The organism is Amycolatopsis sp. NBRC 101858 (genome assembly GCF_030269325.1).
Classification (GTDB): domain Bacteria; phylum Actinomycetota; class Actinomycetes; order Mycobacteriales; family Pseudonocardiaceae; genus Amycolatopsis; species Amycolatopsis ponsaeliensis.
Window position 1 is genome coordinate 770,541 of record NZ_BSTD01000003.1, and the last position, 10,972, is coordinate 781,512.

Below are 10,972 nucleotides of genomic sequence, written 5' to 3' on the forward strand. Positions count from 1 at the left end.
CCGGCTAAGGGGTCCAGGGCGCGCTGACCAGCCAGCTCACGTCGTCGTTGTACGAGGTGGCGTTGTCGAACGTGTTCGAACCGCCGTTGCTGGCGATGTAGACGACGTTCGCGTAGTGCCGGACGTACCGGTCGGCGTAGTTCGCCGACCGCAGCGACGTGCCCTGGCTGTTGCGGCCGGCTTCGGGGCAGAACGTCGCGTCCTGGGCGAACAGCGAGCTCCCGTCGTTCGCGTTGAGGTACAGCTGGAAGTTCTGGTGCCGCAGGTACTGACCGGCGGTGTTCCTGGATTCGAACGACACGCACGATCCGTTGCCCAGCCCGGCTCGCACGATCCAGGACGCATTGCCCTTTTCGGTCGCGGAGCTCGAGCCGCCGACGACCGCGGTGTCCACCGTGGCGCCCGTGTGGTGGATGTACCGGTCGGTGCAGCACGCCGTGGTCGCCCGCAGGGACACGGTCGAGCCGGGGGTCAGCCCGCTGCCCGCGCTGCCGACGCTGTAGCCCGCCGCGGTGATGTTGGCCTGCACCGCGTTCTCGGTGGCGTCCGACGGGTAGCCGGACGTCATCACGCCCTCGTAGAAGGTGCCGCGGGCGCCGACGCTGTTGTCGCCGCCGATGCCCAGGATGATCGCGCCTTCCTTCTTCATCGGGTTGTACCCCGACGCGTTGGGCCGGCTGCCGTTGTAGAACGTCGACACGCCGCCCGACTGCGCGTTGCCGCCCCGGATCGCCCAGTGGTTGGGCTCGCCCTTGACGATCGCCGTCAGGAACCGGTGGCCGATCGACGGGTCGTTGGCGTTGTAGCCGGGGTTGACCCCGGAGAACAGGCCGTTCTCGAGGTCGGCCATGATCCACGGGCCGTTGCCGGTGCCGTAGCCCCAGACCTTGATGTTGCCGAAGTAGATGGCCTCCATCGTGCCGTTGCCGTTGTCGCGGCTGTTGCGCTCGGCGTTGCCGTAGTCGAAGCAGCAGCCGCCGTTGTAGTGCGTGCCGTCGAAGACGGAGTACATGCCCTCCGGCTGGTCACCGGTCGCGACGCCGTTGGTGTTGTTGTTGCGGTAGCCGGTTCCGGGCGCGACGTAGACGCCGTAGGCCTTGTGGCCGCCGACGGTGATCGGCGCCGCGGTCGCGTTCGCGAGGTTGTCGTAGCCGCCGGCGGCCGGGCCGTTGAACCCGCCAGGAGGCGCCTGGGTGAGGCGGTTGTTCCGGCCGGTCTGGTCGTAGATGACGGTGATGAGACAGGTGGTGCCGGCGCAGAAGGAGTCCTGGGCGGCGGCGTTCGCCACGCCACCCGCGCTGAGCGGGCCGATGTCCCGGGTGCTGTTGTCCGACGCCCGCCTGACTTGGTAAAGCGCGCCGGTGTAGGCACCGTAGAGCGCGCGGGTGGTGCTGTGCGCGGCGACGCAAGGCGTGCCGCCGTTCGCATAGAGGTCGCACGGCCCCTGAGTGGCGGCTTGCGACGTACCGGTGGTGGCGACCAGCCCTCCGGCCAGGACGAGAACCGCGGCGGCGGTCCGGGAAATCGTCCGAGAACGGCGATTCTTCGGTCGTGGAGTCATGGTTATTCCTCCGTTTCAGGGGTGCAGCAAGCGCATATCCGATCGACAGCCAAAAGCGGGCACACGGGCGCGAGTGAGCACAAAGGACACAGCTTCGACACCCGGGCGCGCACGGGTGGATCCGTTGCGGGGACCGCTATCTCAGAACGCGGTGAGCGCCGACGTGCGCCCGGTCACGCGGGTTCCGCCGCTCAGCCCGATCTCGAGAGGCGGTCCGGCACTGCGGCTTCATTGGCATCTCTCCGACTTCGTCGTCGAAACCAGGCCTAATGTTAGCGCTAACATTCTGTCGTACGCTTGAATTGTGAGCGCTCACTGGCTGTGCGTCAAGAGTCAGTCGGCGGAACCTGGGCCGGTTTCCCGCCTGTCCGTGTGGCACGATCGGCGAGAGCGCGAAGTGGCCGGGAGGACGGCGGTGGCACGAGTACTGGTGGTCGGCCTCGACCCGGCCAAGATCCAGGGCTGGGACCCGGCGCCGGTGCAGGCGGCGATCGGCCGTGGCCGGGCGCGGTTCGACGACCTCGGCCTCTACGCGGACTGGTGCCTCGTGGACCTCGACGCGGACCCCGCGGGGACGATCGAGGCGGCGCTGGCCCGGGCGGACTACGCCTGCGTGGTGATCGGAGCCGGGATCCGCACGCACGAACCGCTGCTCGAGTTCTTCGAAACGGTGCTCAACCTGGTGCACCAGGCGGCACCGGGTGCGGCCATCGCCTTCGACCGGACCCCCTAGGACTGCGCCGACGCCGCGCTGCGCCGGCTGCGCCGACCCCGTCCGGTCACCCGGAAACGCGCTCCGCCGGCTCCACCATGGTTTCCAGGTTCTTCCGCGCGATCTGCTTGCGGAATTCCCCTTCGTACGAAGCATCCCCGGCGTCGTGCATCGTCTCGGTCATCCAGACCGCGGCCGCCTGACGCTCCCACGTGTGGCCGAGGCAAGTGTCGGAATAGCTGTCGAGCAGGCTCGGATCGTCCTTCTCGACCTGGCGGACGATCGCCCGGGCCAGCGTCTCGGCGTCGTGGAGGGCGAGGCTCATCCCCTCCGCGCTCATCGGGGAAATGAGGTGCGCGGCGTCGCCGAGGAGGTAGAGCCGCCCGTGGCGCATGGGGGTGAACACGACCCCGCGCAGCGGCACGACCTGCTTGCTCGTGATCGGTCCCGCCGCCACGGGCTCGCCGAACCGGGTCCCCAGCTCACTCCAGACGCGCTCGTCCGGCCACTGGTCGACGGTGTCGGTCAGCGGGCACTGCAGGTAGAGCCGGCTCGCCTCCGGGCCCCGGGTGATCCGCGCCGCGAAGCCGCGGGAGTGCACGGCCAGCACGGCCGGGGGATCCGCCGGCACCCCGGCCATGACGGTCAGCCAGGCGTACCCGAACTCGTGGGCGTGGCAGGTGAGCGCACCGTCGGGAACAGCTGTCCGGCTGACGCCGTGATAGCCGTCGGAGCCGGCGACGAAATCGCAGCCGAGCGCCTTCGACGAACCCGTGATGTCCCGGTAGCGGACCACCGGACGGTCGGTGTCGATGCCTTCCAGTGCAACGTCTTCAGCCTCGAAACGCAGATCGCCGCCGTCACGCAGGAACACCTCGATGAGGTTCCGGACGACGACCTGCTGCGGGCAGAACGCACCGTCGACGTCGTCCGCGTCTTGTTTCCACAGCCGCTTTTCCCCGTCGATCAGCAGCGGCATCCCGGCGTCGCCGGAGTCGTGGCCGATGCCGCCCTCGACGACCTCGCCCAGCCCCCAGTCCCGCAGCACGCGCACCCCGCGGGCGTCGAGGGAGCCGGCCCGCTGCCGGTTTTCGACGTGCTCGCGGCCGTGCTTCTCCAGGACCGTGCAGCCGATTCCGCTGCGCAGCAGGAAGTTGCCGAGCGCGAGACCGGCGACGCCGCCGCCCACGATGGCCACGGTGGTGTTTTCGTCCGTCTTGGTCATGGGACCACAGTGGACGCGGGAAGAGGCAGCGGACCACCGGGATCCGGACAGTGGATGACGGAAAGCCGCCAACTTGGTCAGGCGCAGTGGAGGCCGGCCTGGTAGCGGCCCGGCGTCTGGCCGACGACGGCGCTGAACGCTTCGATGAAGGTCGACGGGTTGGACCAGCCGCACGCGACGGCGGTGTCGGTGACGGACTGCCCGTCGGTGAGGCGCACGAGGGCGTGGTGGATGCGCAGGATGGTGCGCCAGCGGTGGAAGCTCATCCCGAGATCGGCGTGGAACAGGCGGCTGAGCGTGCGCTCGCTCGCCCCCGCGGCCCGCCCCAGCTCGGCCAGGGTGGTGGCCCGCCCGGGATCGGCCCGCAGCAGATCGGTGACGACGCGCAGCCGGTCATCGCGCGGCTCGGGCAGGTGCAGGGATTGCTGGGGCGTCTCACCGAGCTCGTCGACGACAACGGCACGCAACCGCTTCTCGGCCTCGGGAGGCCGGCGGTCCCGCCCGGTGAGCGCGAGGAGCGCCTCGCGCAAGAGGGGGCTGACCGCGAACACACTGGGGTACGCGACGAGGCCGCCGCACTCGTCGGCCGGAATGGCGACGAGCCGGGCATCGGTCCGGCCGTAGAAGCGATGGGAGTGGTCGAACCCGGGCGGCGTCCAGGTGACCCGGCTGGCGGGAGCCACCCAGGTCCCGCGCTCGGTGGTGGTGGCCAGCGCCCCGGCGGCGGCGTAGACGAGCTGGCCGTCGGGATGGGAGTGCGTACCGAGGTGAAAGCCGTGCGGCAGCCAGCCCCCACCCCGGGGCGTCGCCCCTGCCTGCGGGGAGCTTTGGCGGGATTCCTGCATCAGGAGCGAGATTACCGCTGAACTCGCGCCTGGCGAAGTCGAAGATCCGCTGCCCGCGTCACGGACCCAGTTCTTCGATCCGCCGGGTGAGGTACCGCCGTTCCGCTTCCGTGGGCGCCAGTTCCAGTGCCTCCCGGTACGCCGCCACCGCGTCCCCGACCCGGTCCAGACGGCGCAGGAAGTCCGCACGGGTCGCCGGGAGCAGGTGGTAGCCCGCCAGCTCGCCCCCGTCCGCGAGCTCGTCGGCCAGGGCCAGGCCCGCCGCCGGGCCGTCGGCCATCGCCACCGCCACCGCCCGGTTCAGCTCGACCACCGGGGACGGGTTCAGCTTCGCCACCAGCTCGTACAGCCGGGCGATCCGGGCCCAGTCCGTGTCCTCGGCGCGCGACGCCGTCGCGTGGCACGCGGCGATCGCCGCTTGGAGCTGGTACGGCCCCGGCCGGCCGAGCGTCAGCGCCTCGTCCAGGACGCCGACGCCCTCGTCGATCACCGCGCGGTCCCAGCGGGTGCGGTCCTGCTCGGCCAGGGTGACCAGGTCCCCCGCGTCGTCGGTGCGCGTCCCGTGGCGGGCGTCGTGGAACAGCATCAGGGCCAGCAGCCCGCTCGCTTCCGGTGCGTCCGGCAGCAACCGGACGACGACGCGCGTGAGCCGGATCGCCTCCGCCGTCAGCGCCCGGCGCACCAGGTCGGCGCCCGCGCTGGCCGAATAGCCTTCGTTGAACAGCAGGTAGAGCACGCCGAGCACGCCCGCCGTCCGCTCGGGCAGCAGGTCGGCCGGCGGGACGCGGTACGGGATGCGGGCGTTGCGGATCTTCCGCTTGGCGCGCACGATCCGCTGCGCCATCGTCGCTTCCGGCACCAGGAACGCGCGGGCGATCTCCGGGGTGGTCAGGCCGGCGAGCGTCCGCAGCGTCAGCGCCACCTGCGCCTCCAGCGGCAGGGCCGGGTGGCAGCAGGTGAACATCAGCCGCAGCCGGTCGTCCGGGACGTCGTCCGGCTCCGGCGCGGCGTCGTCGCCGCCGGACGTCGTGACGGCCAGCTCGCGCAGCCGGTTGGCCTCGGCCGCACCGCGGCGGAGCTTGTCCAGCGCCCGGTTGCGGGCGGCCGTCGTCAGCCACGCCCCGGGACGGCGCGGCACGCCGTCCCGGGGCCACGTGGCCAGCGCCTTGGCGAACGCCTCCTGGGCGCACTCCTCGGCCAGGTCCCAGTCCCCGGTGACCCGGATCAGGGTGGCGACGACGCGGCCCCACTCGGTGCGGAAGGCCTCGTCGACCGCCTCGGTCACCCCCACACGGGCCGCAGCTCGATCGCGCCGAACTTCGCGACCGGGTGCGCCGCGGCGATGTCGATCGCCTCGGCCAAGTCGGCGCAGTCGAGGATGTCGTACCCGGCGATCTGCTCCTTCGTCTCGGCGAACGGGCCGTCGGAGACGAAGGTGCCGCCGTCCCGCGGCCACAACGTCGTCGCGTCGGCGACGGGCCGCAGCTGGCTGCCTTCGAGACGGCGTTCGCCGGCCAAGGCGACCCAGTCGTCCGGGTGGTCTTCGGCGGTACCGACGAGCTCGGGGTCGACGCACACCCACATCAGGAACTTCATCGCTCAGTCCTCCCCGAACGGCCGGATCTCGATGGGAAACCGCCCGGCGGCGGGATGCGCGGACGCGATCGCGATGGCTTCATCGAGGTCATCGCACTCGACGACCTCACAGCCGGCGATCCACTCCTTCGTCTCGGCGAAGGGGCCGTCGGACGTCAGCCGCTGCCCATCGCGAACGCGCACGGTGACGGCTTCGGCGGGCGGCCGCAGCAACGTCCCGGCCCGGCGGGCGCCCCGCGCTTCGACATCACGCAGCCAGGCGACGAACTCGGGCTTGACATCGATCTCGGGCGGGCTGAACAGCTCCGCGCCGTCATCGCAGATCATCAGCATGTACCGCAAGGCTCCTCCTGATCGTCCGGTGCAGCTTCTCACCCACCCGACGCAGCCGCGGCCCGGAATCGACAGGTCCCCCGAAAAGTTTCTCGGTGCTCTGTCGATCCGTCCGAACCGCGGCGTCGTCCTGTCGGAACCACCCCGCGAACGGAGGAGCCATCATGATCCCGATCACCCAGACCGGACAGCTGTGGACCGCCACCCACCAGACCGAAGGCGACCGCCGAAGGTCAGAGCAACGCCTGGGCGAGCTGGTCGCCCACTGGACCCGCCGACGGCGACCGTCTGCTCGGGAGACACTGAATCGCCCTGCTCATAGGTAGCAAAAAAGCCCAGGTCTGTGACCTGGGCTTTGCTCCCCCGCTCGGACTCGAACGCGCCCCTAAGGCTCGTTCCCAGGTCGGTAGCCGAACTCTCCGCCGACCCCGCCTGGACGACCACCCGCACCGGCACGACCGGACAATGGAATGGCTGACCCCGATCCGGCTGGGGACCATCGTGCTCATGCTGTGGGCAGACGGCGAGGTCGTCGAGCCGCGGACGACGAACTCCGGCCGCGCTTGGCGTCCCGCAGGCCCCGTCTCCGTGAGACCTGACATCGACGCGGCAGCCACTTCTCGTCCAGCTCGCCACGGCTGGGCTCGACGGTTTCGAACGTCGCGACGCCTTCAGCGTAGATGCGCCGGACCCGCACCCCATCGACGACCCCGCTGGCCAACCCCTGGACCACATCGGCACCATCCGCGACGACACAGCGGATCCACCGACCGCGACAGCAACCAGCCACACGCCGCCCCGAACACCCTGGCGCAGGTGGCCGCCGTGCTCGGCAGCGATCGGGTCGCCACGCTGCGATTCGACAAGTACCGAACTCCGCGAGGCCCGCCCGCTTCGGTTCACCGGGCTGAGGATGGTTGGGCACATTGAGGTTCAACGCCGACCCGGGCGGCAGCGCCCCAGTGGGGTTCGGCTTCGTCGTCCAAACCGACGTCGAGCGACACAGCCAGAGCGCGGGCCCCGTTGATCGACGCGGTCAGCGCCGCACCAACCGTCCCGAGTGCAGCACCGCGCGCCCGACGTTGGCACCGCGGTTCACCCCCGACAACACCACCTCCGGCGGCTCACCGAACGCGCCCCGCGCCGCCACCAAGGCGATGAACCCCCCGATGCGCGGCCACCGCGTGCACCGGGACACCCGCCAGGCCCGGCAGCTCCCGCCGCTCCACCGCGACTCGCCGCAGGTCGCCCGCCGCGGTCAGGCCGGCACTCGTCCCGCTCGCCTCTTCGGCCGGTGCCGCGACGACGACGTCCCAGCCGTGCGCCAGCGCGCCTCGAGCCAAGGCGACCAGGCCCGGCGAGTCGACGCCGTCGTCGTTGGTGATCAGCACCCTCAAGACCGTTGGAGAAGAAGCCATCCGAACTCATGGGGTGACCACACCTGGCGCAAGTCCGGGCTTGGCGCACCAGATGACGTCGACCAGATCCAGGACCGGCCTGACCTTGTCAGGATTGCGAGGTTCGGTTCCGGGCGCGGAACGCCGCTGCCTTCACCCGATTCTGGCAGGCGAGCGAGCAGAATCGGCGCCGCCCATTGTGGGAAGTGTCGACATAAACCCGGTCGCATCGAGCCGCAGTGCACACGCCCAGCCGATCGCGGGCAGCGCTGCCCAGCACCGTCGCCAACGCAGCCGCGCACGCCCCCGCCCACGTGGCCGCCGCTCCGCCCGCGGTACCGCTGTAATGCAGGTGCCAGTGGGGATCATCGCCGTGCAGCACCAGTTCGGGCTGCGCCGCGGTGTCGCGAATCAGACGGTTGACCTCGTGGGCGGCGGCGGCGAAGTCCTCCTCCGCCGCCGCGGTGAACACCGCACGGAACCGGGCGGCGAACCCGGTGACGCGGTCGGCTTCGCCGTGGCTGATCTCCTCAACGTGCGGGTCGGCCGATCGCAGCGCCGCGAGGACCACAGCCGCCCGCAGCTCGCGCTGCGGCGCGATGAAGGCTTTACCTCCGGCTTCGCCGGCAACCAGCGTGTTGACCAGGTGCGCGGCCAGTCGCACGCCCGCACCATAGTGACTGTTGAACTCCACTTGACCAGTGACTCCGTCTCCGTCATGGTGACTGTTCACAGCCTAGTAGACAGTGACCGAGTGGGGGTGGTGTGGCGTGGCGTCACGGCGACAGACCTCGGGGCCGCTACTGCTGCGAGATTTCCGCCTGCTGTGGATCGGGGAGACGTCCACCAAGCTCGGCACCGGTGTCACCTCGGTGGTGCTGCCGCTGATCGCGGTGACAACGCTGAACGCGACACCCTTCCAGATCGGGCTGCTCAGCGCGGCCGCATGGCTGCCCTGGTTGCTCGTCAGCCTGCCCGCCGGAGCGTGGGTGGATCGCCTGCGACGCCACCCCATCATGCTGACCTGTGACGCGACGTCCCTGGTCGTGCTCGCCAGCATTCCGTTCGCGGCGTGGGCCGACACGCTCACCACGACACACCTGATCGTGGCGGCATTCCTGGGCGGGCTGTCCGCGGTGTTGTTCACGACCGCCTATCGCGCCTACGTACCCACCCTGGTCGACAGCCATGACCTCGTCGCCGCCAACGCCGCGCTACAGGGAGGCGAGCAGGCCGCCCAGATCACCGGTCGCGGGCTCGGTGGGCTGCTCGCCCAACTTCTTGGTCCCGCCGTCGCGCTGCTCGTCGACGTGGCCAGCTTCGCGGTCTCCGCCGCGTGCCTGCTCACGATCCGCAAGCGCGAGCCCCGCCCTGTCCGGGCCGGAAACAAGACCGGCGTGGGGCGGGAGATCATCGAAGGGCTGCGCTTCACTACGGGCGACCCCTACCTGCGCCCGCTGACCCTGTTCGGCGCGCTGGGCAACCTCGCTTTCGCTGCGTTGCAGACACTCCTGGTCGTCTTCCTCGTCCGCGACGTAGGTGTGTCCTCCATGCTGGTGGGTGTCGTTCTCGCGTCCACCAGCGTCGGCGGCGTAGTGGGTGCCGTGGCAGCCAGGCCCACAGCACGGCGTTTCGGCACCGCGCGCGGGTTGCTGCTGTGGGCGATGGGCACCGCGCCGTTCGCCCTGCTCATCCCCCTCACTACACCTGGCGCGGGACTGGTGTTGGCGGTGATCGGCGTCTTTGTGATCGGCGCCGGCCTGGTCGCCGCGACGGTGATCATCATCAGCTTCCGGCAGACGTACTGCCCACCGCACCTGCTCGGCCGGGTCGGGGCCAGCACACAGTTCCTCAACTATGGCGCCATCCCGCTGGGCACCCTGGCCACCGGCGCGTTCGCCACCGCCGTGGGCACCCGTGCCGCGCTGTGGGGTGTCGCGGCTGTGTTCCTGCTCTACGGCATCATCCTGTTCGCAGGCCGGCTGCGCCGCCACCGCGACCTGCCCACCATGCCACCCGTCCACGATGACACCCCGCACTCACCCACAGGTTCCAAGGCATGATGCCCACGTACGGGCATTCCTCGACGGCGCGGGTCCCGCCGCGGTCGGCGCCATCCTCGGCTCGGCGATCTCCTGCTCCTCAGCCTCACCCAGCCCTGGCAGTACGCCGTCCTGGCTGGAACCGCGGTCCCGCAAAGACCTCGCGAGTCGTGATCCGCACCACAGGAGCCCGCGGTCCGAATCAACACCGTGGAACCCGGGGCCACGGCCGGCCCGGGGGCGAGTCGGGCGTCCGCGCAAGAAGGTAGCGACCTTCCGGAATCCCACGAGCGGAACTTCGGCGTGCCGATCTTCGCATTGCCCTGCACCGCAAAGGCATTCACCGCCGGATCGAACCCCGAGTACATCGCCCACGCGGCAGCCAACATGACCGGCTCGAACCGCCTGCTGCTCGGCCTCGGCTGGTCGCTGGTAGTGCTCATCGGCCTGGCGATCGCGAAGAAGCGCACCGGGAGGACCGTCCGCGAGCTGACACTGGACTCGCCCTACCGGGTCGAGCTCGGGGTTCCTGGCGATCGCCTCGGTCGTCGCGTTCGTCATCCCCGCGACCGGGCAGATCCCGTTGCTGCTGGGTTCGCGTTGCTCGGCTTCTTCGTGTTCTACCTGTGGAAGGTCTGTTCGTCTTCGCCGCCGCGGTGATCCTCGCCTGCGCCGAACCGTTCGCGCACAACCTGATCGCCGCCGGGACCCGGCTTGGCATCGACCGGTTCCTGCTCGTACAGTGGCTCGCCCCGCTGGCTTCGGAGGCGCCGGAGTTCATCGTGGCGATCCTGTTCGCGATCCGCGGCAATGCCGGTGCCGCGATCGGCACGCTGATTTCCAGCAAGGTCAACCAGTGGACGCTGCTCGTCGGCAGCCTCCCGCCGGCCTACCTGCTCGGCGGCGGCGGAGCCGGGCTGCACCTCGATGCGCGTCAGATCGAGGAGTTCCTGCTGACGGCCACCCAGACCTTGCTCGGCGTCGCCGCGTTGCTCGCGCTGGGCGGCGTGGACGCTGCTGAGCCTGTTCGCCATTCAGTTCGCGCTGCCCGGTCAGACGGCCCGTTATGTCCTGTGCGGTGTCGACGGCGGTCAGCTCGATGACAACGATGAGGGGATTGTCCACGAGGGACCAGCGCGACGGCGGTCTCCAGTCGAAGCGCACTGGCCAGGTCCAGGTCTCCGGCCGGTGACAGTCAGTTTGCCTTTCATGCCATCTCCTTTGGCGAAGCCTCGTGGAACGAGGGGGAGCCCGGCACAAC

At 70.2% G+C, this 10,972-nt stretch carries 12 protein-coding genes and 1 pseudogene; 4 read left to right on the forward strand and 9 right to left on the reverse strand.

What is annotated here, in order from left to right:
• Positions 1-4: 4 nt before the first annotated feature.
• A complete protein-coding gene (locus tag QSK39_RS26700; RefSeq protein WP_285480560.1) occupies positions 5-1,561 on the reverse strand; it encodes an alpha-L-arabinofuranosidase B in 1,557 nt (518 codons plus the stop codon).
• Between the two features lie 415 nt (positions 1,562-1,976).
• Between QSK39_RS26700 and QSK39_RS26705 the strand changes: the two genes are divergently transcribed.
• Positions 1,977-2,294: a hypothetical protein gene (locus QSK39_RS26705; RefSeq protein ID WP_285480561.1), complete on the forward strand. Its 318-nt coding sequence runs from the start codon at positions 1,977-1,979 to the stop codon at positions 2,292-2,294.
• Between the two features lie 46 nt (positions 2,295-2,340).
• On the opposite strand, the gene QSK39_RS26710 is transcribed toward QSK39_RS26705, so the two are convergent.
• From QSK39_RS26710 to QSK39_RS26750, 8 genes and pseudogenes are all read right to left on the reverse strand, one after another.
• Complete coding sequence (locus QSK39_RS26710) at positions 2,341-3,498, reverse strand: 4-hydroxybenzoate 3-monooxygenase (protein WP_285480562.1); 1,158 nt, start codon at positions 3,496-3,498, stop codon at positions 2,341-2,343.
• Positions 3,499-3,575: 77 nt separating this feature from the next.
• Positions 3,576-4,343 (reverse strand): helix-turn-helix domain-containing protein, encoded by a 768-nt coding sequence (locus QSK39_RS26715; protein WP_285480563.1) that lies wholly within the window; start codon positions 4,341-4,343, stop codon positions 3,576-3,578.
• 58 nt (positions 4,344-4,401) lie between these two features.
• The gene (locus tag QSK39_RS26720; RefSeq protein WP_285480564.1) at positions 4,402-5,634 is read right to left on the reverse strand and encodes an RNA polymerase sigma factor; all 1,233 of its coding nucleotides are present in this window, start codon (positions 5,632-5,634) and stop codon (positions 4,402-4,404) included.
• Entirely contained in the window at positions 5,625-5,939 is a 315-nt protein-coding gene (locus tag QSK39_RS26725; RefSeq protein ID WP_285480565.1) for a YciI family protein, read from the reverse strand. Before QSK39_RS26725 ends, QSK39_RS26720 begins: the two co-directional genes overlap by 10 nt.
• Positions 5,940-5,942: 3 nt before the next feature.
• Complete coding sequence (locus QSK39_RS26730; protein WP_285480566.1) at positions 5,943-6,281, reverse strand: YciI family protein; 339 nt, start codon at positions 6,279-6,281, stop codon at positions 5,943-5,945.
• An 890-nt stretch (positions 6,282-7,171) separates the two neighbouring features.
• Positions 7,172-7,470: pseudogene (locus QSK39_RS53085) on the reverse strand (5'/3'-nucleotidase SurE).
• Entirely contained in the window at positions 7,397-7,690 is a 294-nt protein-coding gene (locus tag QSK39_RS26745; RefSeq protein ID WP_285480567.1) for a 5'/3'-nucleotidase SurE, read from the reverse strand. Before QSK39_RS26745 ends, QSK39_RS53085 begins: the two are co-directional and overlap by 74 nt.
• Before the next feature lie 88 nt (positions 7,691-7,778).
• Complete coding sequence (locus QSK39_RS26750; protein WP_285480568.1) at positions 7,779-8,363, reverse strand: CGNR zinc finger domain-containing protein; 585 nt, start codon at positions 8,361-8,363, stop codon at positions 7,779-7,781.
• Positions 8,364-8,439: 76 nt separating this feature from the next.
• Here QSK39_RS26750 and QSK39_RS26755 point away from each other — a divergent pair, with 76 nt between their 5' ends.
• The 3 genes from QSK39_RS26755 to QSK39_RS53315 all read left to right on the forward strand — a co-directional run bounded on the left by QSK39_RS26755 (position 8,440) and on the right by QSK39_RS53315 (position 10,814).
• A complete protein-coding gene (locus tag QSK39_RS26755; protein WP_285480569.1) occupies positions 8,440-9,732 on the forward strand; it encodes an MFS transporter in 1,293 nt (430 codons plus the stop codon).
• A gap of 282 nt (positions 9,733-10,014) precedes the next feature.
• Positions 10,015-10,371: a hypothetical protein gene (locus tag QSK39_RS53310; protein ID WP_285480570.1), complete on the forward strand. Its 357-nt coding sequence runs from the start codon at positions 10,015-10,017 to the stop codon at positions 10,369-10,371.
• Entirely contained in the window at positions 10,338-10,814 is a 477-nt protein-coding gene (locus QSK39_RS53315; protein WP_285480571.1) for a sodium/calcium exchanger protein, read from the forward strand. Before QSK39_RS53310 ends, QSK39_RS53315 begins: the two co-directional genes overlap by 34 nt.
• The last annotated feature ends 158 nt before the right edge of the window (positions 10,815-10,972 follow it).

What these genes read in the sequence shown, in the direction of transcription:
- QSK39_RS26700 (WP_285480560.1), bottom strand. Translation starts at nt 1,561, where the DNA reads ATGACTCCACGACCGAAGAATCGCCGTTCTCGGACGATTTCCCGGACC.
- QSK39_RS26745 (WP_285480567.1), bottom strand. Translation starts at nt 7,690, where the DNA reads ATGGCTTCTTCTCCAACGGTCTTGAGGGTGCTGATCACCAACGACGAC.
- QSK39_RS26725 (WP_285480565.1), bottom strand. Translation starts at nt 5,939, where the DNA reads ATGAAGTTCCTGATGTGGGTGTGCGTCGACCCCGAGCTCGTCGGTACC.
- QSK39_RS26710 (WP_285480562.1), bottom strand. Translation starts at nt 3,498, where the DNA reads ATGACCAAGACGGACGAAAACACCACCGTGGCCATCGTGGGCGGCGGC.
- QSK39_RS26715 (WP_285480563.1), bottom strand. Translation starts at nt 4,343, where the DNA reads ATGCAGGAATCCCGCCAAAGCTCCCCGCAGGCAGGGGCGACGCCCCGG.